21 protein-coding genes are annotated in these 22,482 nt (G+C 62.2%); 9 read left to right on the top strand and 12 right to left on the bottom strand.

All coding sequences use genetic code 11. From position 1 onward, the window contains the following. The first annotated feature begins 85 nt into the window (after nucleotides 1-85). Complete coding sequence (locus tag THIVI_RS09000) at nucleotides 86-865, top strand: MlaA family lipoprotein (RefSeq protein WP_014778289.1); 780 nt, start codon at nucleotides 86-88, stop codon at nucleotides 863-865. 182 nt (nucleotides 866-1,047) lie between these two features. Continuing rightward, entirely contained in the window at nucleotides 1,048-1,488 is a 441-nt protein-coding gene (locus THIVI_RS08995; protein ID WP_014778288.1) for a septal ring lytic transglycosylase RlpA family protein, read from the top strand. 81 nt (nucleotides 1,489-1,569) lie between these two features. Here THIVI_RS08995 and THIVI_RS08990 read toward each other — a convergent pair whose 3' ends face one another. The 4 genes from THIVI_RS08990 to THIVI_RS08975 form a co-directional block, all read right to left on the bottom strand. Next, nucleotides 1,570-2,283: an anaerobic ribonucleoside-triphosphate reductase activating protein gene (locus THIVI_RS08990; RefSeq protein WP_014778287.1), complete on the bottom strand. Its 714-nt coding sequence runs from the start codon at nucleotides 2,281-2,283 to the stop codon at nucleotides 1,570-1,572. A 34-nt stretch (nucleotides 2,284-2,317) separates the two neighbouring features. Beyond that, nucleotides 2,318-2,506 (bottom strand): anaerobic ribonucleoside-triphosphate reductase, encoded by a 189-nt coding sequence (gene nrdD, locus THIVI_RS26160; protein ID WP_014778286.1) that lies wholly within the window; start codon nucleotides 2,504-2,506, stop codon nucleotides 2,318-2,320. Nucleotides 2,507-2,539: 33 nt separating this feature from the next. Next, the gene (locus tag THIVI_RS26155; RefSeq protein WP_014778285.1) at nucleotides 2,540-5,548 is read right to left on the bottom strand and encodes a ribonucleoside triphosphate reductase; all 3,009 of its coding nucleotides are present in this window, start codon (nucleotides 5,546-5,548) and stop codon (nucleotides 2,540-2,542) included. 455 nt (nucleotides 5,549-6,003) lie between these two features. Next, nucleotides 6,004-6,357 carry a Uma2 family endonuclease gene (locus THIVI_RS08975; RefSeq protein WP_052314995.1) on the bottom strand — a complete coding sequence of 118 codons (354 nt, stop codon included), beginning with the start codon at nucleotides 6,355-6,357 and terminating at the stop codon, nucleotides 6,004-6,006. 171 nt (nucleotides 6,358-6,528) lie between these two features. Here THIVI_RS08975 and miaB point away from each other — a divergent pair, with 171 nt between their 5' ends. The 4 genes from miaB to THIVI_RS08955 are packed head-to-tail and all read left to right on the top strand — an operon-like array spanning nucleotide 6,529 to nucleotide 10,330. Further along, complete coding sequence (gene miaB, locus THIVI_RS08970) at nucleotides 6,529-7,893, top strand: tRNA (N6-isopentenyl adenosine(37)-C2)-methylthiotransferase MiaB (RefSeq protein WP_014778284.1); 1,365 nt, start codon at nucleotides 6,529-6,531, stop codon at nucleotides 7,891-7,893. Next, the gene (locus THIVI_RS08965; RefSeq protein ID WP_014778283.1) at nucleotides 7,890-8,888 is read left to right on the top strand and encodes a PhoH family protein; all 999 of its coding nucleotides are present in this window, start codon (nucleotides 7,890-7,892) and stop codon (nucleotides 8,886-8,888) included. Before miaB ends, THIVI_RS08965 begins: the two co-directional genes overlap by 4 nt. 53 nt (nucleotides 8,889-8,941) lie before the next feature. Further along, on the top strand, nucleotides 8,942-9,436 hold the full coding sequence (gene ybeY / locus THIVI_RS08960; protein WP_014778282.1) for an rRNA maturation RNase YbeY: 495 nt from the start codon (nucleotides 8,942-8,944) through the stop codon (nucleotides 9,434-9,436). A 6-nt stretch (nucleotides 9,437-9,442) separates the two neighbouring features. Continuing rightward, complete coding sequence (locus THIVI_RS08955; protein WP_014778281.1) at nucleotides 9,443-10,330, top strand: CorC family transporter; 888 nt, start codon at nucleotides 9,443-9,445, stop codon at nucleotides 10,328-10,330. A 19-nt stretch (nucleotides 10,331-10,349) separates the two neighbouring features. Here THIVI_RS08955 and THIVI_RS23575 read toward each other — a convergent pair whose 3' ends face one another. The 3 genes from THIVI_RS23575 to THIVI_RS08940 are packed head-to-tail and all read right to left on the bottom strand — an operon-like array spanning nucleotide 10,350 to nucleotide 13,099. Then, nucleotides 10,350-10,898: an HNH endonuclease gene (locus THIVI_RS23575; RefSeq protein WP_217160970.1), complete on the bottom strand. Its 549-nt coding sequence runs from the start codon at nucleotides 10,896-10,898 to the stop codon at nucleotides 10,350-10,352. 17 nt (nucleotides 10,899-10,915) lie between these two features. Further along, nucleotides 10,916-11,785, bottom strand: a complete 870-nt coding sequence (locus THIVI_RS08945) for a 23S rRNA (adenine(2030)-N(6))-methyltransferase RlmJ (RefSeq protein WP_014778279.1) — start codon at nucleotides 11,783-11,785, stop codon at nucleotides 10,916-10,918. A 48-nt stretch (nucleotides 11,786-11,833) separates the two neighbouring features. Continuing rightward, complete coding sequence (locus tag THIVI_RS08940) at nucleotides 11,834-13,099, bottom strand: Coenzyme F420 hydrogenase/dehydrogenase, beta subunit C-terminal domain (protein WP_014778278.1); 1,266 nt, start codon at nucleotides 13,097-13,099, stop codon at nucleotides 11,834-11,836. Nucleotides 13,100-13,575: 476 nt separating this feature from the next. Between THIVI_RS08940 and bchI the strand changes: the two genes are divergently transcribed. The 3 genes from bchI (at nucleotide 13,576) to THIVI_RS08925 (ending at nucleotide 17,816) form a co-directional block, all read left to right on the top strand. Continuing rightward, nucleotides 13,576-14,604, top strand: coding sequence for a magnesium chelatase ATPase subunit I (bchI, locus tag THIVI_RS08935; protein WP_014778277.1), 1,029 nt, complete (start codon nucleotides 13,576-13,578; stop codon nucleotides 14,602-14,604). Next, complete coding sequence (locus THIVI_RS08930) at nucleotides 14,601-16,436, top strand: magnesium chelatase subunit D (protein ID WP_014778276.1); 1,836 nt, start codon at nucleotides 14,601-14,603, stop codon at nucleotides 16,434-16,436. Before bchI ends, THIVI_RS08930 begins: the two co-directional genes overlap by 4 nt. A gap of 120 nt (nucleotides 16,437-16,556) precedes the next feature. Continuing rightward, nucleotides 16,557-17,816 (top strand): TerD family protein, encoded by a 1,260-nt coding sequence (locus THIVI_RS08925; RefSeq protein WP_014778275.1) that lies wholly within the window; start codon nucleotides 16,557-16,559, stop codon nucleotides 17,814-17,816. 157 nt (nucleotides 17,817-17,973) lie between these two features. On the opposite strand, the gene THIVI_RS08920 is transcribed toward THIVI_RS08925, so the two are convergent. From THIVI_RS08920 to gcvH, 5 genes are all read right to left on the bottom strand, one after another. After that, nucleotides 17,974-18,342 carry a diacylglycerol kinase gene (locus tag THIVI_RS08920; protein WP_014778274.1) on the bottom strand — a complete coding sequence of 123 codons (369 nt, stop codon included), beginning with the start codon at nucleotides 18,340-18,342 and terminating at the stop codon, nucleotides 17,974-17,976. Further along, nucleotides 18,329-19,804: an aminomethyl-transferring glycine dehydrogenase subunit GcvPB gene (gcvPB, locus tag THIVI_RS08915; RefSeq protein ID WP_014778273.1), complete on the bottom strand. Its 1,476-nt coding sequence runs from the start codon at nucleotides 19,802-19,804 to the stop codon at nucleotides 18,329-18,331. Before gcvPB ends, THIVI_RS08920 begins: the two co-directional genes overlap by 14 nt. A gap of 134 nt (nucleotides 19,805-19,938) precedes the next feature. Next, nucleotides 19,939-20,436 (bottom strand): thiol peroxidase, encoded by a 498-nt coding sequence (tpx, locus tag THIVI_RS08910; RefSeq protein ID WP_014778272.1) that lies wholly within the window; start codon nucleotides 20,434-20,436, stop codon nucleotides 19,939-19,941. Between the two features lie 22 nt (nucleotides 20,437-20,458). Next, nucleotides 20,459-21,859, bottom strand: coding sequence for an aminomethyl-transferring glycine dehydrogenase subunit GcvPA (gcvPA, locus tag THIVI_RS08905; RefSeq protein WP_014778271.1), 1,401 nt, complete (start codon nucleotides 21,857-21,859; stop codon nucleotides 20,459-20,461). Nucleotides 21,860-22,074: 215 nt separating this feature from the next. Next, a complete protein-coding gene (gene gcvH / locus THIVI_RS08900; RefSeq protein ID WP_014778270.1) occupies nucleotides 22,075-22,467 on the bottom strand; it encodes a glycine cleavage system protein GcvH in 393 nt (130 codons plus the stop codon). Nucleotides 22,468-22,482 lie beyond the last annotated feature (15 nt).

Below are 22,482 nucleotides of genomic sequence, written 5' to 3'. Positions count from 1 at the left end.
GTCCGATCTCCGGGGGTGGCTGGCGCTGTGATAGGATTTCGCAACTCCACTGGGAAAACAGAAATTGCCAATGAAGGGTGTTGAGATGGACGCATTCCGGTCGGGCTGGTTGGGGGGGGTGTGTATCGCCCTGTTGGCCAGCGGTTGTGCCACGAATCCGGACCGGGTGCCCGATCCGCGCGACCCGCTGGAGCCGTTCAACCGGGCGGTCTACCGTTTTAACTCCGATTTCGACAAGGCGTTTCTGCAACCTGTCGCCAAGGGCTATCAGGCGATTACGCCCGAGCCGGTCGATCGCGGCGTCACCAATTTCTTTCATAACATCGCCGACGTGACCTCGGCGGTGAATAATGTCCTTCAGTTCAAGATGTCGCGGGCGGGGAGCGATGTGGGACGACTCTTCATCAACTCCACGGTTGGAGTGCTGGGGATTTTCGACGTCGCCACCAACGTGGGTCTGCCGAGCTACAAGGAAGATTTTGGCCAGACGCTCGGTTACTGGGGGCTTGAATCGGGCGCCTTTCTGATGCTGCCTATCCTGGGGCCGAGCAGCATGCGCGATACGATCGGCCTGGCCGGCGACGTGTTCACGGATCCTCTGATTAATATCCGGGAGGACAAAATCTACTGGAGTCTGTTGGGTCTGCAGTTCGTCGATCGCCGGGCCCAATATCTCACCGCCGGTCAGATCCTGGAGGATGCCGCACTGGATTCTTATGGCTTTCTGCGCGATGCCTATCTGCAGCGCCGACTCAACCTGGTCCATGACGGCAATCCGCCCTCGGCGGAAGGCCAGGAGGATTTTTGGGACGAGATCGATTTCGACTCCAACGGCAAGGCGGACCAGAAAATCCCGGCTTCCTGAGGTGCGCCGGTTCAGGCGCGTCTCGCGGCGCCAATGTTTCGGTTATGTTGCAATTGACTCTCATTTGATTGGAGGGGTGGTCAAGCACGCCCCTCACCCTGTAAAATAGCCCTTCGGATCGAAGACGAAGGGTCCTTACCGAGGCGCCCATACACCACAACGAGACTGAAAGAGGAAGCGTTTTGGTTAAACGACGCAGATGGCTATCCCCGTTTCTACTGACACTTTCAATCCTGCCGACGACGCAGACGCATGCAGTCGTCACCGAAGGCACCGCCTCCTACTACGCGGATCGTTTCAATGGCCGCAAGACCGCCAGTGGCGCAAGGTTCAATACGAATGCCTTGACCGCGGCGCACAAGACCTTGAGTTTTGGCACCAAGGTGATGGTCACCAACAAGGCCAATGGCCGCTCGGTCGAAGTCACCATCAATGATCGTGGCCCCTACGCCCATGGCCGCATGATCGATCTCTCCAAGGGCGCTGCCAGGGAGATTGGCATGCTCGGCAGCGGAACCGCGCGGGTTGAACTCCAGGTTGTGAGTGCCGCCAACGAGGACCGTTTCTCGCGCTCGGGCATACCGACCGATGCGGCCCAAACTATGATGATGGATCTGTTTTAAGCCACGTCCGGCATGACATGCATCGTCTGCCGAGCGATAGCGACGCAAAACGATGCGTGTCATGCCGGATGTGGTTTCGATTCAGGCTTCCCGGAGCGAGAAGCGCGCAAAACGCCCGGTCTCGATGTGTCCGGCGAGTTCCCGTAACGAAAAGCGGCGATCAGGGAGATTCCGATCCAGTGCGTGGTGGGTTTCGCAGCCCTGCAAGGCATAGTCCTTCACGCCAGCATCCGCGAGTGCATGCGCGATGGCGGCGACCTCCGGCGGTGCCCAGTCAGGCATCACGGTGGTGCGGACCTCCAGCGCAACCCCCGACTCCAGCAGCAGCGACAGACTCTTCCAGGCCGGTTTCCCCGAGCCTTCGACGTCCGTGATCCGGTCATAGACCTCGGGCAGCGCCTTGATGTCCAGACCCACCCAATCCAGCAGGGGCAACAGACGTTGCAAGCGTTCGGGATAGGCCCCGTTCGTATGTAAGCCGATCTTGAAGCCCAGCGCCCGCGCTTCGGATATCGCCGCCGGGAGCGCCTGTTGAGCGGTCGGTTCTCCGCCGCTGAACACCACCGCATCGAGCAATCCCCGTCGCTGAGTCAGAAACTGGATCACTTTGCGCCAATCAACGACAGTGTCCGCCTCGGGATCGAGCAGGTCTCGGTTATGGCAGTAACGACAGCGCCAGGGGCAGCCCTGACAGAAGACCACGGCGGCCAGCTCGCCTGGATAATCGATGGTCGTCAGGCGGGTGAGTCCGCCGATCCGCAGGGATTCGGCATTGACCGTCGGCGTCACGTTCATACTCGATCGGTGCCGGACCACAACGCCATGAATGCTAAGCCGCCAACTGCTCCACGCGGCGCTGCGCGACTTGCGGTTGCTCCGAAAAATAACAACGCTCGGCATGCTCGGCACGCTTGCCATTGTTGAATGCGGAAACCGGACGGTGATAGCCCATGACGCGGGTCCACACTTCGCAAGGCGTGCGTTCCTCAGTCTTGAGTTCGATGCGGGTATCGTTCATGTTGTCGCTTTCCTGATACATTATTGGATTGATTTAATCAGCGCTGGTTCGTGCCGAGTCTTTGCGCTCGGTGACGGTGCGATCATGTTCGGCCTGCTTGCGGGCGATGATTTCCTGGTCGCAGATCGGGCAGAAAGGATGTTCGCCAGCGATGTAGCCGTGTTTGGGACAGATCGAGAACACTGGCGTGACCGTGATATAGGGCAGGCGGAAATTCTCCAGCGAGCGGCGCACCAGCCGTTTGCAGGCATCCGTGGACGAGACCTGCTCGCTCATATAAAGATGCAGCACGGTGCCGCCGGTATATTTGCTCTGCAACGCCTCCTGCATGGCAAGCGCCTCGAAGGGGTCATCGGTGAATCCCACCGGCAGTTGCGAACTGTTGGTGTAGTAGGGCGTATCAAAGGTGCCGGCCTGAAGGATGCCGGGAAAACGCTTCTGGTCCTCCCGCGCGAAGCGGTACGTCGTCCCCTCGGCGGGCGTGGCCTCCAGGTTGTACATGCTCCCGGTGGCCTCCTGAAACTCCACCATGCGCGCGCGCACATGGTCGAGCAGTCGGCAGGCCATCTGATGGCCCCGCGTCGTCGTGATGTCCTCGGCGTCGTTGGTGAAATTGCGGATCATCTCGTTGATCCCGTTCACGCCAATGGTCGAGAAATGATTGCGCAGGGTGCCCAGATAGCGCTTGGTGTAGGGGAAAAGCCCGGCGTCCATGTGACGCTGGATGACCTTGCGCTTGATCTCCAGACTGTTGCGCGCCAGGTTCAGGAGTTCATCGAGCCGCGCCAGCAGACCCGGCTCGTCGCCGCGATGGGTGAAGCCGAGCCGCGCGCAGTTGATCGTGACCACGCCCAGCGATCCGGTCTGCTCCGCCGAACCGAAGAGGCCGTTGCCGCGCTTGAGCAATTCGCGCAGATCCAGTTGCAACCGGCAGCACATGGAACGGACCATGTTCGGGGTCAGTTCGGAGTTCAAGAAATTTTGAAAATAGGGGAGGCCATATTTCGCCGTCATTTCAAAGAGATGGTCCGCGTTTTCGCTCTCCCACGGGAAATCGTTGGTGATATTGTAGGTCGGGATCGGGAAGGTGAAGATGCGTCCCTTCGCATCGCCCTCGGTCATGACCTCGATATAGGCGCGGTTGATCAGGTCCATCTCGGCCTGAAGCTCGCCATAGGTAAATGACTGCTCCACGCCCGCGATCACCGGCACCTGCTCGCGCAGATCCTCGGGGCAGACCCAGTCGAAGGTCAGATTGGTGAAAGGAGTATTGCCAGTGATGAAGGTCTTGCCATGGCGACGTGCGACGAAGGTGCCGTTGCGGGTCGTCGGACACCAGACCTTGCCCTTGTAAGGCCGGCGCTCGATGAGCTGGATATAGGTCTCGCGGTTGCGGATCAGGTTCAGAACATGAACGCCCGAATCCTTGCGCGTATAGACGCTGCTGCCATAACCGGCGAGCACGCAGAGTTCCTGTAGCGCGTCGAGATTGTCGCGATCATTGGTGTAGATCCGGATGCGCCCGCTAGGTTCGATACTGCCGTCGCCCTTGATATAGGTATCCAGGAAGAGACGGATCTGGCGGGCGGACAGGGTCCGGATGATGTCGGGCACGCATTTGCGTTCCGTGTAGATCAGAACGAACTCACTGCCTTCCTTGTTCAGCCGATAGCGATAGACGGGGAAATTCGCATAGGTTCCGGTCTGCTCCCAGAGATGAAAGCTGAAGCCGAGTTCATTCAGTAGCCACTCGATCTCGGCCGCGTTTTCCGCATGGCCGCTCGACTGGAAGAGACTGACCCGCCGGCGATCGGCATGGAAATCGAAGTTGCCTTCCGCCACCACCCAAGCCAGCAGCATGACGATCCGGTCATCGATCTCGGTCGTCGACGTGGTCTCCCAGGCATTGGGAACGATGACCGGGGACTTGAGTTCGGCAACCTGCTCGATATCTTCCAGAACCCAGCGGTTCTCCGAGTTGAAGACCTTGCGCAAGACCTTGTGGCCCGGCGTGATCCATTGTTCCTGCGTGCGATTGCGCAGCACGTACATGTCGCCGTCGAAGTCGTAGGCATTCAGCGCTAGCGGTTCGAGATATTCCAGACGGTTGTTGCGCCAATCGAAGGTGGCGATACGCTCACCCTTCCCGATCTGGTCATGGCGCTTCCAGCCATGCTCGGTTAGACATTCGGTCGCTTCGTCGACGCATTGGCACCCCCACCGCGACGGCACATTCAGGTTATAGATAAGCTCCTGAATCGCCTGCTTGACATGGCGATAATCCAGCCCGTCGATGCGGACGAACGGCGCCATGTAGGTATCGAAGCTCGAAAACGCCTGGGCGCCAGCCCACTCGTTTTGCAGGGTGCCGAGAAAGTTGACGATCTGTCCGATGGCCGAGGACATGTGCTTGGGCGGCGCCGCCTCGACCTTGCCCGGCACCCCGTTCAGCCCCTCGTTGAGCAGGGTGCGCAGCGACCAGCCGGCGCAGTATCCGGCGAGCATGTCCAGGTCATGGATATGATAATCGCCCTCGCGATGGGCCGCGCCGATCTCGGGCGGATAGACATGATTCAGCCAGTAATTGGCGATCACCTTGCCCGAGGTATTGAGGATCAGCCCGCCCAGCGAATAGCCCTGGTTGGCGTTGGCCGCGACCCGCCAGTCCGAGCGGTCGAGATACTCATCGATCGAGGCGCCGACATCCACCAGGGTGCGGTGGTCGGTGCGCAGTTTGTGATGTTGCTCGCGATAGACGATGTAGGAGCGGGCGGTGCCGAAGTGGTTGGCGCTGATCAGCGTCTGTTCCACCACGTCCTGAATGCCCTCGATATCCGGCAGGCGCCCATCGCTAAAGCGGTGGGCCAGCACTTTGATGACCTGGGCCGTCAACAATCCGGCCTCTAAAGGACCGAACTCGCCACTGGCCTGACCGGCGCGCAGAATCGCCGACTCGATCTTGGCGGCGTCGAAGCGAACCTCGACCCCGTCGCGCTTGAGTACGCGGGTTGGCAGGGTCGGAAAGTTCGTGTCGGTTCCCATCGTGGGGCCTCTGGGGGTTCGTTATTTGGTCATTGGGCGGTTTTTTCGTCCAAATTCAGATCCTTTGGCGATCCGAGAGGAGAAAACCGATATTGGGTTGAAGCACTATATCTTGTGGTTTGCAAGTGTAGTCCCGACTAAATGCTGTGAACAGAGGCAAAATAAGTCGGTCTGCTGAAGGTCCGTCGAGTCGTCGTGGCGTGCGGAGATGGAAGGATTTCAACGGCTTGCCATGGAAAATGGCGGGTCGGCGAGGTGTTTTCAAACTGTGAAAAATTGATTTCTATCGCTTTTTTGCTTCCGACGTGGCACGGCGGTTTCATCCGTCGAATTCGGATTGATTGATCTGGATCAATAGAATCGAGTAGCTGCTTTCTTGCTCTGAGCTGCTCTCTTGACTTACAGGTTTTTGTCTTTTCGTGTTTTTTGGCGGATCTCATCCCGACCGACAGGACTCATCGAAACCGTCGAAACACCGTCGCGAAATCGACTGCTACCCGGCAGGGAAGTCCCTCGAATTCAAAGCGTTCCGTCTCGTACTCGGCGACTTTGCGAAAGGCGTCGCCATCCTGTCGATAGAGTGTCGCGATCAGTGTCTCCGGGTAGATCAGCGCGTAATACTTGACGCCCGCTTCTTCATACTCGCGCCGCTTCAGCCCCTCGTCGCGTTTTGCCGTGGACGGGCTGATGACCTCAAAGACGATTTCAGGTGCCCTGGCGATATGTCTCGGGTTGTCGTCATGGCACACCAGCGCCACGTCCGGCCGGAGGATCGTGTCCGGTCTGACGACCCAGTCGGTCTCCAGCAACACCTCGCGGCGGTTGCAAAGTCCGAATTCGTTCGGTTACGCTGTCTCTACATTGTCACGCAGCGGTATTCCCGGCATCTTCCCGTTCAAGGGGTTGTCGATCGCCTCCGCGTCCCCATCTTCCTGGACGAGACGATCATCGTGACCGTTCGCCCTTCCCAACATCCTCTCATGCATCGCAAGCTCTATATCCAGACCTACGGTTGTCAGATGAACGAGTACGACTCCGCCCGGATCGCGGACGTGCTTCGCGTGTCCGCAGGGCTGGAACTGACGGCGCGTCCGGAAGACGCCGACGTTCTGCTGCTCAATACCTGCTCCATCCGCGAGAAGGCGCAGGAAAAGGTCTTCTCCCAACTCGGGCGCTGGCGCCCCTGGAAGGTCGCGCGCCCGGATCTGGTGATCGGCGTCGGCGGTTGCGTGGCGAGTCAGGAAGGGGCGGCGATCCGCGAGCGGGCGCCCTATGTGGATCTGGTGTTCGGCCCGCAGACCCTGCACCGGCTGCCGCAAATGCTGAAGGATCTCCGGACCGATCGGCTGCCCCAGGTGGACGTGTCCTTCCCGGAAATCGAAAAGTTCGACTGTCTGCCGACACCACGCGCCGAGGGGCCGACGGCCTTCGTTTCGGTGATGGAGGGCTGCTCCAAATACTGCACCTATTGCGTCGTGCCCTATACCCGCGGCGAGGAGATCAGCCGTCCCTTCGATGACGTGATCGCCGAGGTCGCGGGGTTGGCCGAGCAGGGCGTGCGCGAGGTCAATTTACTGGGACAGAACGTCAATGCCTATCGCGGACCGATGTCCGACCCTTCGGCTTCGCTCGGGGCAGGTCCGGAGGGCGAGACCGCCGATCTGGCGCTCCTGATTCGCTATGTCGCCGCCATCGACGGGATCGACCGGATCCGCTTCACCACCAGCCATCCGCGCGAATTCTCGGATAGCCTGATCGAGGTCTTCGCGGAGGTGCCCGAACTGGTCAGTTTTCTGCATCTGCCGGTGCAGTCCGGCTCGGACCGCATTCTGGCCGCTATGAAGCGCGGTCACACGGCAGCGGACTATCGCGCCAAAATCCAGCGGCTGCGGCAGGCGCGGCCCGGCATCCATCTGTCCTCCGATTTCATCGTCGGCTTCCCGGGCGAGACCGAGGACGACTTCGCCGCCACGCTGGCGCTGGTCGACGATCTCGATTTCGATCACAGTTACAGTTTCATCTACAGCCGCCGCCCCGGCACCCCAGCCGCGGACTTCCCGGATGATGTCTCGCTGGACGAGAAAAAGGCGCGTCTGGAACGCCTGCAGCAACGTATCAACCGCAACGCCCAGGGCATCAGCCGCCAGATGGTCGGGACGGTCCAGCGGGTGCTGGTGGAAGGTCCGTCGCGTAAGGATCCGCACCAACTCGCCGGGCGGACCGAGAACAATCGCGTGGTCAATTTCGCGGGGCCGACCGACGTGATCGGCGATTTCGTCGACCTGACCATCACCGAAGCCCTGCCCAATTCGCTCCGTGGCCGCCTGACGTCCCGCTCCGCTTGACGACTCAACCGCACACGCTGGATCTGGAACTGGAGCCCGAGGACAACACGCGCCTCGCGAACCTCTGCGGCCAGTTCGATCAACATCTGCGCCAATTGGAGCGCCGTCTCGGCATCGAGATCAACAATCGCGGTTTCGCGTTCCGGTTGATCGGCGAGCGCGAATCGGCGCGACTTGGAGAACAACTCCTGCGCCATCTCTACGACGAGACCGAACGGGGCGTGCTGACGCCCGACATCATCCACCTCGCGCTCCAGGAGTCCGGCGTGGACGCGCTGCTGGAACAGGTCGAGGACCGCCTGCCGGAGGTCGTCATTAAGACCAAGCGCGGTCTCATCCGGGCACGCGGTGCGAACCAGCAGGAATACCTGCACGCCATCCTCAAGCACGACATCAACTTCGGCGTCGGCCCCGCCGGCACCGGCAAGACCTATCTGGCGGTCGCCTGCGCGGTCGAGGCGCTGGAGTCCGATCGGGTGCGGCGTCTGCTGCTGGTGCGTCCGGCGGTGGAGGCGGGCGAGCGGCTCGGCTTCCTGCCCGGCGACTTGGCCCAGAAGATCGATCCCTATCTGCGTCCGCTCTATGACGCGCTGTTCGAGATGTTGGGATTCGAGAAAGTCACCAAGCTGCTCGAACGCAATGTCATCGAGGTCGCGCCGCTGGCCTTCATGCGCGGTCGCACGCTGAACGATTCGTTCATCATCCTCGACGAGGCCCAGAACACCACGCCCGAGCAGATGAAGATGTTCCTGACCCGCATCGGGTTTGGCTCGACGGCGGTGATCACCGGCGACGTGACCCAGGTGGATCTGCCGCGCGGCCAACCCTCCGGTCTGCGTCAGGCCATCGAGATCCTCAAGGATGTCAACGGCATCAGCTTCACCTTCTTCAACGCCCGCGACGTGGTGCGGCATACGCTGGTCCAGCGCATCGTCAATGCCTACGAGACCTATGAGAACCTCCCCCCGTCGCGGTCTTCCCTGCATCCTGGCTGACAACCGACAACCGACAACCGACAACCGACAATCGACAATCGACAACCGACCCAATGGCCGTACACCTGGAACTCGACCTGCAACTGGCGACGGATGCCCCCGAACTGCCTTCGTTGCCTCAGTTCGAACGCTGGACGCTGGCCGCGCTTGACGGCCATCGCGAGTGCGCGGAGTTGACGATTCGCATCGTGGATACGGACGAAGGCGCGGCGCTGAATCGTCAGTATCGCGGTCTTGATCGACCGACCAATGTCCTCTCCTTCCCGTTCGAGCTTCCGCCTGGCCTGGCCCCTGACGACGCGATCTGCGACCTGCTCGGCGATCTGGTGATCTGCGCCGAGGTGGTGCGCCGCGAGGCACTGGAACAGGGCAAGGAAGCGCAGGCGCATTGGGCGCACATGGTCGTCCATGGCGTGCTGCATCTGCTTGATTACGATCATCTTGACGAGGCCGAGGCCGAGGCGATGGAAACCCTGGAAACGAACATCCTGGGCGGGTTAGGATTCCCGCCACCCTATGAACATCAGCAAGACTTGGAGATTTGGTAACCACTCATGACGAGCGATCGATCTAGCGAGGATTCGCGTTCACGCAACTGGATTGAACGAATTGGCCAGATGCTGGGGGGCGAACCACAGGACAGGGAGCAGCTCATCGAGTTGCTGAAGGACGCGCAACAACGGGATCTGTTGGACACGGATGCCCTCAGCATGATCGAAGGGGTATTGCAGGTCTCGGACCTGCGGGTGCGCGACATCATGATCCCGCGCGCCGAAATGGTCTCGCTCCGGCGCGACGACCCACTGGAAAAAATCCTCCAGATCGCCGTGAAATCGGCCCACTCCCGCTTTCCGGTCACCGGCGACGACAAGGGCGAGGTGGTCGGCATCCTGCTGGCGAAGGATCTCCTGACCTTCTGCGTCGAGAATGGACGACGCGCCTTCAACATCCGCGATCTCCTGCGCTCTGCCGTGTTCGTCCCCGACAGCAAGCGGCTCAACGTCCTGCTCAAAGAATTCCGGTCAAGCCGCAACCACATGGCCATCGTGGTCGACGAATACGGCAGCGCGGCGGGACTGGTGACCATCGAGGACGTGCTGGAGCAGATCGTCGGCGAGATCGACGACGAGCACGACTATGACGAGGGTTCGGGCATCTTCCGGCGCGACCGCAACGAATTCAGCGCCAAGGCCCGCACCACCATCGAGGATTTCAACGAATATTTCGGCAGCGACTTCCCGGACGAGGAATTCGACACCATCGGCGGTCTGGTGGTGAATGCGCTCGGTCATCTGCCCAAGCGCGGCGAGTCGGTGGAACTCGGTCGCTTTCGCTTTACCGTGATGCGCGCGGACAGTCGCCGGGTGCATCTGCTGAATGTCGAGCATCTGAATCCGGACGACGAGATCCCGACGGTTTTCGGGGATGTCGGAGAATCCTGAGCCGCACCGAACATTTGAGTTAGGCGATTTCTACTACCCACAATCGCAATTCGCTCGGTTGTGGATATGTCCTCGGAATGGCAGACAGGGAAAACGGAAGTGCTGGTGCTTCGGCCAGCGGTGTATTCATGAGATTCCGTTCGCGGCACATTTCAATGGCAAGCTTGAGGTAACGCCGAAGCAGCAAGATGGACGGGAACTCTTTCCTCTCCGCCAACCATTCGAGTGCATCATGGGTGGACTTTGAGCTGTTGCATGAACGGCATGCCCAGACAAGGTTGTCGCCGGTATTTGCGCCGCCGCGTTTTGTTGGAATCAGATGATCCGCAGACAGGAACTGGTTGCTTCCGCAATAGCAGCATGCTTTCGGCAAGATCATTTTTAGGCGATCGTCGTCCGCAAGCGGGCCAATGCTCATTGTCTGTTTGTTTAGTCCCGTGTAAAGACGTGAACGGATCATAAACTGAGTGCGCCCGTATTTTTCGGCTTTGGCTGTGACGGCTGCATGTGCCATTGCGAGATTGGCATACGACCAATTCAGTAACTCGCCAACTGTGGTGATTTGCACGCATGATCTACCTTGCTTTAGCCTCGGCGCAGCCATTCAAAACGCCAGCAGGCTGATTCACCCCTGGTTCCGCGCTGGGGAGATTCGGTTGCCAGCACATCCGCGAGTCTGGGCAACAAGGTTCCGAGCCGTTCCTCGAAGCGCCAGGGCGGGTTCACGATGACCATCCCCGATCCGTGCATGCCGAAGTCGTCCGCTTGTGGACGCACCGCCAGCTCCGCGACCAGGAACTCCGGAATCGCGCGCGACAGCTTCCTCAGTAAGCGATCGGCCTGATCGCGCTGGACCCCCAGACGCGGATACCAGATGGCATAGCTCCCGGTCGGCCAGCGCGCGTGCGCGGCGGCGAGACAGTCCGCGACCTGGTCGACGTCGGTCTTGACCTCATAGGGCGGATCGATCAGCACCAGACCGCGCGGCGGCTTGGGCGGCAGCAGCGCGGTCAATCCCTCGAAACCGTCGCGATGATGGATGTTGACTCGTGGATCGCTGTCCAGCGCATGGCGCAGCGTCCGGACCTCGGCCTTGTGCAACTCCATCAGGATCAGCCGGTCATCCGCGCGCAGACAATGCCGCGCGAGCTGCGGCGATCCCGGATAGCGCGCGTAGCCGCCGTCCGGATTGAGCGCCGCGATGGCGTCGAAATAGCGCGCCAGTTCTGGAAATGACTCCCTCCGTGCCCACAATCGACCGATTCCATCCGCGCTCTCATCCGTCTTGCGGGCCTGCTCACTCGTCAGGTCATACACGCCGGAGCCGGCGTGCGAGTCCAAAAACACCAGCGGCTTGGGCTTGACCAGCAGCGCATCCAACAGCAGCGCCAGCACCGCGTGCTTCAAGACATCGGCATGATTGCCCGCATGAAAGCCATGAAGATAACTCAGCATGACCCTGCCCCCAGGGCAATCGGCGCTTCCAGGGCGGCGGCAACCGCCCTAGGACTCATCCGCCAGCGCGCGCCCAAAGATCTCGCGATAGGGTTCGGCATAGGGCTCAAGCGTCTGATACACATGATAAGGCACCACCCGCGGCTCCAACCGCGCGAACTTGCCACGCACATAATTGAGGTTACGCAAGAGCTTCATCTCAATCACCGCGCGCGCGAATTCCAGCCCGCCCGGACCTTTCCTGCGTTGCAGCATCGCGACCAATTTGCGGATCAGGAAGGGCGGCCGCTTGGCGCCAGGCGGATGCGTGAGCCGCTCCATGAAACGCGGCATGCCGCGTCGACGGTCGCCCCGCTCGGTCAGCTCGCCGATCTCCAGATCGGGGCGCATCAACTCGAACAGTTCCTCGCCGCGTTCGGTGCGCGCCAGCACCCACTGCCAGCCGAGTTCCGCACCCATGTAACCGACGGTCAGATCGCTGAGCGCATTGGGATAGTCGAAGCAGGAGAGACAGGCCGAGGGGAAAATCCCATGCAGCTTGTCCATCGGGAAGTCGACGAAGTTGAGACGCTCGACATGGCCGTCTTCATGACGCATCCAGAGACTGAAATCCTGCATGAATTCATGATGGACGACGGTTTCGGGCGAGCGCGAGACCTGAGTCAGAAAATAGGTCAGATCCTCGTAGGCAACATTGTCGCTGCACGGAATGCCGATCACGTAGAGTTGTTCCAGCCCAAGCTCCGCCTCGACTGCCCGCAGCGCGTGAACCTGGCAGCTCGTACCAATCAAGGCGAGCCGCTTGATGCCCTGTTCGCGCACGCTGTCGAGCAGACTCAGATTGGGCGAGAGACAGGGCTTGTTGCCGGCGGTGGCCAAGACCTCCGCCGCTGTGCGGGCCAGGATCGGCTGGGCCTTGAAACGGGTGCCGGGCGCGGCACCGGTGGTGATGACCGCCTCGACCTTGCCCTGTTCGAGCAGGCGCGCGCCGAGCGCCGTCACGATGCCGCTCCATTGGGCCTGGGGGTTTGGGCGGCGCATCCGCGCGGCATACTGCGCGCGATAAATCCCGAAACGCAGTTCGTCGTCAGGCTGGCGGTTGCGACCGTGAAGACGTTGCTCGATCGCCTGGGTCCGATTGTCGACGAACATGCAGGCTTGCGGCATCGACGGTTTCAGCGCGCTGTCGCAGAGTCCGCAGTCGCTGCACAGACGCGGGCGGCCCTTGAGACGGTCGTCGTGACTGAGGAGCGTGATCTGGCCGAATCCCTTCGAGGGGCCTTCTTCCAGGGGGGCGGTGGCGGCGTTGGTCATGCGTTTGTCCCGTCAAGGGTGGGTCGGGCGTCGCCGGTGGCGGTTTCTGGATGTGCGGAAGGGGTCTGCATGATACGGAAAGTCTCCTCAACGGGGATCGGCGGTGTTCTTCTGGTGCTTACGCGGATGCGGGTGCCGCGCGCGTCAGTCTGCCCGAAATGCGTCGGCGGCGTCCATCGATTGCGCGCGCGCCGGGTTGCAACCGCGTCCAGTCGACGGTGGACGCGAATCTTTGCCCCGGACCATCCTTTCTGCCAAATTTACCGCCCGATTGACGCAACGCGCTTGACCGCGCTTAGGGATGGGCGCTAGGGTCGCGGGCTTGATGAATGAACGCCGGGCTCGTCGCGCGATTGACGGCTGAGTCCTTTTTACTGGGACGGTGCCCGCGCGCCTGTGTGCGCTTTGTGTCGGGCGCTTCCGATCAACCGGCCGTTTGCGCCATTTCAAGATCATAGCAACTAGGTTCGCCGCGTATGTCCATCCCGTTTCCGTTTTCAGCCGTCGTCGCCCAGGAGGAGATGAAACGCTCCCTGTTGATTGCGGCCATTGACCCGTCGATTGGCGGGGTTCTTGTGTTTGGCGACCGGGGCACCGGTAAGTCCACGGCAATTCGTGGACTCGCCGCGCTCCTGCCGAAGATGCGCGCGGTCGATTGCACCTATAACTGCGACCCGGAGGCCGGCGACGATGCCTTGTGCGCCGACTGCCGCACCAATCGCGCCAAGAAAGGACCGCTGAAAAGCCGTCAGGTGCCGGTGCCGGTGGTCGATCTCCCGCTCGGTGCCACCGAGGACCGGGTCATCGGCGCGCTGGATCTGGAGCGTGCCCTGACCAAGGGCGAAAAGGCGTTCGAGCCGGGTCTGCTGGCGCGTGCCCATCGCGGGTTCCTCTATATCGACGAGGTCAATCTGCTCGAAGACCATCTGGTCGACTCGCTGCTCGACGTCGCCGCGTCCGGCGAGAATTTGGTCGAGCGCGAGGGTCTGAGTATCCGTCACCCGGCACGCTTCGTGCTAGTCGGCTCGGGCAATCCGGAGGAGGGCGAACTGCGGCCCCAGCTTCAGGACCGTTTCGGTCTCTCGGTCGAGGTCAAGACCCCACAGGATCTGCCCACCCGTATCAAGGTGGTGCGTCTGCGCGATGAGTTCGAGCGCGATCCCTCCGCCTTCGTGGTCAAGTGGAAAGGCAAGGACGGCAAGGTCCGCCGTTCGATCGAGAAGGCGCGCGCGCTGCTGCCGACCGTGACCGTCCCGGATGCGACCCTTGAAGACGCCGGACGGCTCTGCATCAAGCTCGGCACCGACGGTCTGCGCGGCGAGCTGACCCTGATCCGTGCCGCGCGCGCGCTCGCTGCCCTGCTGGGCGACACCGAAGTGACACAATCGCATCTGAAATCGATCGCCACCTCGGCCCTGCGGCACCGTCTGCGCCGCGATCCGCTCGACGAATCCGGTTCCACCAGTCGGGTCGAGCGCGCGGTCGGGGAGCTGTTTGGCGCATGAGCACAGCCGGCGCGACTCCCGCCGTCGACACTGGCGGCGGGCCTGACCTGAATCAGGCACCCAACCCGGCCCCGGCCGGTCCCGGACCCTCGCCCTGGGATGACGCCGTGCTGGCGGCGGTCCTGATGTCGGTCGATCCGGTCGGCACCGGCGGCGTCTCGCTGCGCGCCCTGGCGGGGCCGGTGCGCGATCAGTGGCTGGCGGTCATGCGCGACCTTCAGCCCGAAGGCACGCCCCAGCGGCGGATTCCGCTGCACGTCTCCGACGGCCGACTGCTCGGCGGTCTGGATCTGGCCGCGACCCTGAGCGCCGGCCGTCCGGTCGCCGAACTCGGCCTGCTGGTCGAGGCCCACGGCGGCGTGGTCGAGCTGGCGATGGCAGAGCGCATCGCCGCCGGCACCGCCGCGCGTCTGACCATGGCCTTCGACGCCGGCGAGGTGGTGCTGGAGCGCGACGGTTTGGCGATGCGCACCCCGTCGCGGTTCGCCGTGGTCGCGCTCGACGAAGGCGTTGGCGAGGACGAAGGGCTGCTCAATGCCCTGCTCGATCGGCTCGCCTTCCATCTCGAACTGACCTATATCCGTGTCCATGAGGCGGTCGCCTGTCCCTACGACGCAGATGACATCCTGGAGGCCCGCGCGCGGCTCCCCTCGGTCACGATCACCGAAAAACAGATCGAGGCGCTGTGCGGTCTCGCCCTGGCGCTGGGGATTCCCTCGCTGCGCGCGTCTATCTTCGCCTGTCGCGCCGCCTGTGCCTCCGCCGCGCTGGAAGAACGGACCGAGGTCGCGGACGCGGATCTCGCGGTCGCCGGTCGTCTGGTGCTGGCCCCGCGCGCGACCCAACTGCCGCCGATGGAGCCGCCGCCGGACGCCGAGCCGCCGCCGCCCGAACCGGACGAGCCGGATCAGGAGCAGAACCAGTCCAACGAACAGCAGGAACCGCAGGAACTCGAAGATCAGATCCTGGAAGCGACCAAGGCCGCGATCCCGGCCGGTCTGCTCGCGCAATTGCAGATGGGCAAGCTGCGCCGCTCGCGGGCGCGTCAGACTGGCAAGGCCGGCGCAGTCCAGAACGCCCAAACGCGCGGTCGCCCGGCGGGTGTGCTGTGCGGCGAGCCGCGCGCCGGACTGCGTCTGAACGTGGTCGAAACCCTGCGCGCCGCCGCCCCCTGGCAGCGTCTGCGCCGGGAGGAACGCGAGCGCTTCGGTCAGGAGTCGACCCGTATCGAGGTGCGTCAGGACGACTTCCGCATCACCCGCTTCAAGCACAAGTCCGAAACCACCACCATCTTCGTCGTCGACGCCTCCGGCTCCTCGGCCCTGCATCGTCTGGCCGAGGCCAAGGGCGCGGTCGAGCTGCTGCTGGCGGACTGCTATGTGCGTCGCGACAAGGTCGCGCTGGTCGCCTTTCGCGGTCAGGCCGCCGAGGTGCTGCTACCGCCGACCCGCTCGCTGGTGCGGGCCAAACGCAGTCTCGCCGGGCTGCCGGGCGGGGGCGGCACGCCGCTGGCGTCCGGCATCGATCTCGGGATGATCCTGGCCGACTCGGTCAAGCGTCGCGGCGGCACGCCGGTGCTGATCCTCATGACCGACGGGCGGGCGAACGTCGCGCGCGACGGCACCGGCGGACGGACCCGTGCCGGCGAGGAATCGCTGGCGGCGGCGCGGGTGGTGCGTTCGCTGGAGATCACGGCGTTGGTCATCGACACCTCGCCGCGTCCGCAGCAACAGGGGCGCGATCTGGCGAAAGAGATGGGCGCGGTCTATCTGCCGCTGCCCCACGCGGACGCCAACTCGCTGACGCAGGCGGTGCGGGCGACGTCGGGTTAAACCGCGTCCAGAGCGACCGGCATCATTTAGAGCGGTCGGACAGGTTGGCGGCAATCTGCCCGCGTTGGAGTCGACGCGGTTTAAGGGATGATCGGAGCGGATCCACACAGGAGAATGCCGATGGGGACCGAATTACAGCAAGGCGCAAACGCACCGATCGCAGACAAGAGCGTCATGATTGGGGTCGGCTGGGACGCCGACATTCCTTGGGATATTGATGTCAGCGCCTTCTTGATGGGCGCGTCAGGAAAGGTGCGAAGCGATCAGGATTTTGTTTTCTACAACCAGACCGAAACCCCCTGCGGCAGTCTCTGCTTAGAGTCCGATCACGAGTCCGATCAGCGCGCTTTTCGTGCCTTACTGGCGCGCGTTCCGGAAGACGTCTCCAAGATCGTTTTCACGATCACCATTGGGGCAAACTCCGGCGCCGACGATTGCCCGCATTGCGGGATGATCGAGCAGCTCTATATTCGCGTGACCAATTTATCGGGAGAGGATCTGATCCGCTTTAATGTGACCAACGTCGGCCAGGAGCGCGCCTTGATGTTGGGCGACCTTTACCGTCATCAGGGATCCTGGAAATTTCGCGCGGTCGGCCAAGGTTACAACGGCGGTCTTGACGCCTTGGCGACGGCATTGGGCGTCACCATTCAAAAAACTCCGGTTGATATTGACGACCATCGCGAGGATGTCGTCACGCTGAGTCGGCGCCGAAACCCGAAACAAATCTGGACGGAAAAAGCGGTAGCCTTGCAGCAATCCTTGCGGCGTTTTCTGCCGCAAATTCAGGCCGCCGTTGACGGGCAGATCAACGAAAGCAATACCCGCATGATCATCGATAAGATGCTGATGGATGTCTTTGGGTATGCCATGGAGGAGATCAAGGCAGAGCAAATGGTTCAGGGGCGCAAGGCCGACTACGTGCTCTCCGTCATCGATCAAGATCTGATCGTCGGCGAAAGCAAGCGCGCTGGAGTCAGCTTGCGCGACAAGCATGTCTTTCAGGCGACATCTTACGGAGCCTATTCCGGGATCCGCTGGGCGTTGCTAACCAACCTCTCCACCTGGAGGATCTACCATATCGCGATGCAAGACATCGTGACCGCCAGCCTGGTGTTCTCGGTCGACCTGTTGCCGGATGTCAGCCTGGAGGATTGCGAGCGATTGCTGCTCATTTCCCGCGACGGCATGACCCGCAAGGGGATGCTGGAGAAACGCTGGAATGAGGTGAGCGCCTTGACACGCGCAAGCATGGTCCGGGCGATCCTGACCGAAGATGTTATCAACAAAGTTCGCTTGGTGATTAAGCGCGACACCGGTTGTAGCTTTGGCAACAATGAAATACAGCAGACATTGGAAGACATTTTGCTGCATCCTTGATGGACGGAATCCGCGCGCAATTAACGTTGGGACGCTCGGTAGCCAGCGTAGATACCGTCTTATCGCTGTTGCAACCCAACTTTCGGCGGTTGGGTCGATTGCATCAACTCAAGTCCTGTTAGGCCGGAATTGCCGGGTGCGCAAGGCATCCAGATCCCTAGAGTTTCGGGATCAGAATCAGCCCCCAATTCACCAGACAAAAGGCGATGCTGGAGAACACCGCCGCGGAGGCGATGTCCTTGGCCCGGCCTGAGAGTTCGTGACGCTCAAGGCCGACGCGGTCGACATTGGCCTCGATGGCCGAGTTCAGCAGTTCCACGATGGGCACCATCAGCAGACTGCCGACCAGAATCGCCCGCTCCACCGGCGATTCTCCCAGCCACAGCGCCAGCGGAACCAGCGGGATCAGCAGAAAAACCTCCTGGCGAAAGGCTTCCTCCAGCTCGAAACACGCCTTCAGTCCCTTCATCGAGTACCCGAAGGCATGGATCACGCGGCGCCAGCCCCTGGCGTTATTGTTGGCCATCTTGGACCTCGTTCGACCCGGGCTTCCAGGCCAGATCCAGCAGACGGGCCGCGCGCACGTCGTCGAGCCGCCGAACCGGTAGTGTATAAGGCGCGCCCTTGAGTTTCTCCGGGTCTTCGACGGCCTCGCGGCGGATGGCGATCATGGCCTTGACGAAACCGTCCAGTTCCTCTTTGGTTTCGGTCTCGGTTGGCTCGATCAGCAGACACTCGGGCACCAGCAGCGGAAAATAGGTGGTCGGGGCGTGATAGCCGTAATCCAGCAAACGCTTGGCGAAGTCCATGGCGTTGACGCCCAGTTCCTTCGACTCGCGCTTGAGCGTGACGATGAACTCGTGACTGGCGCGACGCTTCGGATAGGCGGCCGTGAAACCGGCCGATTTCAGGCGCGCCATCAGATAGTTGGCGTTCAGGGTGGCGAAGTCGGCGACCCGTCCCATGCCCTCGCGGCCCAGCATCCGGGCGTAGACATAGGCGCGCAGCAGGATGCCCGTGTTGCCGCCGAACGCGGTGAGCCGACCGATGCTGTCGGGGCGTTCGTCCTCCGCCAGCCAACGGTAGTCGTCACCATCGAAATCGACCAGAGGAACCGGCAGATAGGGCTCCAGCCGCTGCGAGACGCCGACCGGACCCGCGCCGGGACCGCCGCCGCCATGCGGGGTGGAAAAGGTCTTGTGCAGATTCATGTGGATGACATCGAAACCCATGTCGCCCGGTCGAACCTTGCCGAGGATGGCGTTGAGGTTGGCCCCATCGTAATAGAGCAGACCGCCGGCGGCGTGGACGGTGCGGGCGATGGCCTGGATGTTGCGGTCGAAGACGCCGACCGTGCTCGGATTGGTGAGCATGATGCCGGCGGTCTGGGGGCCGACCGCATCATTCAGCGCCGCGAGATCGACATCGCCATCGGCGCCGGTGGGAATCTCGCGGACCTTGAAACCGCACATCACCGCCGAGGCGGGATTGGTGCCATGAGCGGCATCGGGGACCAAGATCTCGGTGCGTGCATGATCGCCGCGCGCCCGGTGATAGGCGCGAATCATGGCGACCCCGGCGAATTCGCCCTGGGCGCCAGCGGAGGGGGCCAGCGAGACCGCGTGCATGCCGGTGATCTCCTTGAGCATGTCCTGAAGCTCGTGGAGACAAGCGAGAACGCCCTGGCCGTGGCTGTCCGGCGCCAGCGGGTGACGGGCGAGGAAACCCGGCAGCGAGGCCAAACTGTGACAGGCTCGCGGGTTGTACTTCATGGTGCAGGAGCCGAGCGGATAGAACTGGGTGTCGATCGAGAAGTTTTTCTGAGACAACCGGGTGTAATGACGCACCGCCTGCATTTCGGAGACCTCCGGCAGGTTCGGACGCGCGCGCCGTCGCAGCCCTGCGGGAAGATCGCTCGGCGCGGGCGGGTTGAGCGGCGCTTGGGCGGTCGCCCGGCGTCCGGGGCGGGATTGGTCGTGGATCAGCATGGCGATAGGGTCTGTGTGAACGTCGAAAATTCGGAATCGCGAAGTTGGTCTAGGGTACGCATCGCGTACCTTTCGCTCTTCGTCGGCGCCAGGTATGCGATGCGGTATCTACCGGCTTCGTAGCACCAGGGGTACTACAGTGCGGCCAGGGCCGCCTCGTAATCCGGCTCATCGGTGATCTCGGGCACCAGTTGGGTGTAGACCACCTGATTGTCCGCATCCAGGACGACGACCGCGCGGGCGGTGATACCGGCCAGCGGGCCGTCTTCGATCAGCACGCCATAGTCCTTGGCGAAGTTGCGTGAGCGCATCATCGACAGACCGATGACGTTCTCGATTCCCTCGGCGCCGCAGAAACGGCCCATCGCGAAGGGCAGGTCGGCGGAGATCACCAGCGCGACGGCATCGGCCTTCCCGGCGATGGCGGCGTTGAATTTCTTGGTCGAGGTCGCGCAGACCGGGGTATCCAGACTGGGCACGATGTTCAGCAGCTTCTTCTTGCCGGCGAAATCGGCCAGCGTTTTGTCGGCCAGATCCTTGTCGACCAGCTTGAAGTCGGGCGCCGTGCTGCCGATGGCGGGCAGGTCGCCGCTGAGGTTGACGGGGTTGCCTTGGAGTGCGGTTTGAGCCATGCGAGTCTCCGGGTTGGTGGGTTCAGAATTTCGGTTCGACCGGGCATTTTGCCTGGGTCCGGGTGGCGACGATGCGCGCCAGCTTGTTGGCATAGCCGCGCATCTCCTCTTCCGTGCGGAGTTCGGTCGCGCAAATCAAGAGGGCTTGGCCCAATTCGGGATAGTCCAGACTCAGATCGAAACCGCCCAATACATTGTGCGCCGCCAATGAGCGCAGCAGATCGGCGGTCGTTGCGGGCAGACGCAGCGCTTGTTCGTGAAAGATGGGCCGGTCGAACAGTGGCGCGACGCCGGGGATCTCGCACAGCATCTCGGCGAGCCGCCGGGTGTTGGCATGACAGGCGGCCGCGACCCGTTCCAGACCCTCGGCCCCGAGGATGGCGAGGTGGATGGTCGCCGCCGTCACCAGCAGACCCTGGTTGGTGCAGATGTTGGAGGTCGCCTTGCCGCGCCGGATATGCTGCTCGCGCGCCTGAAGGGTCAGGGTGAAACCGGGCTTGCCGTCCAGATCCAGCGTCCGTCCGGCGATGCGGCCGGGCAACTGGCGCACGAATTCCTGTTTGCAGCAGAGAAAGCCGGCATAGGGGCCGCCCGAGGACAGCGGCATCCCGAGCGGTTGGGCCTCGCCGCAGGCGATATCCGCGCCGGTGCAGCCCCAGTCGCCGGGCGGCGAGAGCAGCGCCAGGGCGATCGGGTTGACGACGGCGATGACCAGTGCGTTACGGGCATGCGCCCAGTCGGTCAGCGCATCCACCGCTTCGAGCACGCCGAAAAAATTGGGCTGATTGACGATCACGGCGGCGAATTCGTCGCCGCCGGCGATGGCCTCCAGTTGCTCGACTGTCGTCTGCCCGCTCGCGTGGTCAAAAGAGGCTTCGACCAGCGCGATCCCCTGCGCCTCGACGATCCCGCGCACCGTGCGTCGGTAGGCAGGGTGTAGCGCGCGCGGCACCAAGACCTTCGTCGAGTTGGTCTTGCGATTGGCGCGGACCGCCATCAGCACCGCCTCGGCCAGCGCCGACGCGCCGTCATAGAGCGAGGCATTGGAGACATCCAGCCCGGTGAGTGCGGTCATCATCGACTGGAATTCATAGAGCACCTGCAGCGTGCCCTGACTCGCCTCGGCCTGATAGGGCGTGTAGGCGCTGTAGAACTCGCCACGGGCCGCGATCTGCCAGACCGCGGCCGGGATGTGATGATCGTAGGCGCCCGCGCCGATGAAGCAGACCGGCTGACCGTCTGCGTGGGCGCGCGCGTGCATCAGACGGGCGATGTCCATCTCCGCCATGCCGGCGGGGATGGCGGCCAGTTCGCCGATCCGCAACTCGGCTGGAATTTCGTCGAACAGGTCGTCGATGGCGTCGACGCCAATGGTCGCGAGCATCGCGGCAATGTCGTCGTCGGTATGGGGTACGAAAGGCATAAGAGGCTATCCGGAATACACCGCATTCATGACGTCATGCGTCGTTTCGAGTGGTTGGCTCAGTTGGCAAGCTGTCATGAAGGTCGAAGCCGACGCGGTTTAATTGATTAAGGAAATAAAATAAATTTAAACCGCGTCAACGACGGCGCCCATTGACTGACGCGAGGTAGAAGTCAGCACGCAAACAACGCTTGAGCGTGCTGGACGCGGTTTAATCAGGCTTCGTCTTCGACGACCTTCTCGTAGGCGGCGGCATCGAGCAGGCTGTCGAGCGCGGCCATGTCGCTCGGCGCGAGACGGAAGATCCAGCCTTCGTCGTAAGGGCTGGTATTGATGGCATCCGGGGTGTCGGTCAGCAGGTCGTTGGACTCGACGACCTCGCCGGCCAGCGGGGAATAGATGTCAGAGGCGGCCTTGACCGATTCCACCACGGCGGTGGCTTCGTCGGCATCCACCTCGCGGCCAGACTCCGGGGCTTCCACGAAGACGATGTCGCCCAAGGCTTCCTGGGCGTGGTCGGTGATGCCGACGGTGACGGTCCCGTCGGCATTGTCGCGCACCCATTCGTGGGATTTGGTGTATTTCAGGTCACTCGGGACGTTGCTCATGATTCAGTTCTCCGG

The organism is Thiocystis violascens DSM 198 (assembly GCF_000227745.2).
GTDB classification, from domain to species: domain Bacteria; phylum Pseudomonadota; class Gammaproteobacteria; order Chromatiales; family Chromatiaceae; genus Chromatium; species Chromatium violascens.
Note: the sequence above shows the minus strand (reverse complement) of the source record. Positions and strands in the feature narration are given on the sequence as shown.

Coding starts and splice junctions, on each gene's coding strand:
- THIVI_RS08940 (WP_014778278.1), bottom strand. CDS start 13,099: ATGACCAACGCCGCCACCGCCCCCCTGGAAGAAGGCCCCTCGAAGGGA.
- THIVI_RS08930 (WP_014778276.1), top strand. CDS start 14,601: ATGAGCACAGCCGGCGCGACTCCCGCCGTCGACACTGGCGGCGGGCCT.
- nrdD (WP_014778286.1), bottom strand. CDS start 2,506: ATGAACGATACCCGCATCGAACTCAAGACTGAGGAACGCACGCCTTGC.
- ybeY (WP_014778282.1), top strand. CDS start 8,942: ATGGCCGTACACCTGGAACTCGACCTGCAACTGGCGACGGATGCCCCC.
- THIVI_RS26155 (WP_014778285.1), bottom strand. CDS start 5,548: ATGGGAACCGACACGAACTTTCCGACCCTGCCAACCCGCGTACTCAAG.
- THIVI_RS08945 (WP_014778279.1), bottom strand. CDS start 11,785: ATGCTGAGTTATCTTCATGGCTTTCATGCGGGCAATCATGCCGATGTC.
- THIVI_RS08925 (WP_014778275.1), top strand. CDS start 16,557: ATGGGGACCGAATTACAGCAAGGCGCAAACGCACCGATCGCAGACAAG.
- gcvPA (WP_014778271.1), bottom strand. CDS start 21,859: ATGCCTTTCGTACCCCATACCGACGACGACATTGCCGCGATGCTCGCG.
- THIVI_RS08990 (WP_014778287.1), bottom strand. CDS start 2,283: ATGAACGTGACGCCGACGGTCAATGCCGAATCCCTGCGGATCGGCGGA.
- THIVI_RS09000 (WP_014778289.1), top strand. CDS start 86: ATGGACGCATTCCGGTCGGGCTGGTTGGGGGGGGTGTGTATCGCCCTG.
- THIVI_RS08920 (WP_014778274.1), bottom strand. CDS start 18,342: ATGGCCAACAATAACGCCAGGGGCTGGCGCCGCGTGATCCATGCCTTC.
- miaB (WP_014778284.1), top strand. CDS start 6,529: ATGCATCGCAAGCTCTATATCCAGACCTACGGTTGTCAGATGAACGAG.
- tpx (WP_014778272.1), bottom strand. CDS start 20,436: ATGGCTCAAACCGCACTCCAAGGCAACCCCGTCAACCTCAGCGGCGAC.
- gcvPB (WP_014778273.1), bottom strand. CDS start 19,804: ATGCTGATCCACGACCAATCCCGCCCCGGACGCCGGGCGACCGCCCAA.
- bchI (WP_014778277.1), top strand. CDS start 13,576: ATGTCCATCCCGTTTCCGTTTTCAGCCGTCGTCGCCCAGGAGGAGATG.
- THIVI_RS08955 (WP_014778281.1), top strand. CDS start 9,443: ATGACGAGCGATCGATCTAGCGAGGATTCGCGTTCACGCAACTGGATT.
- gcvH (WP_014778270.1), bottom strand. CDS start 22,467: ATGAGCAACGTCCCGAGTGACCTGAAATACACCAAATCCCACGAATGG.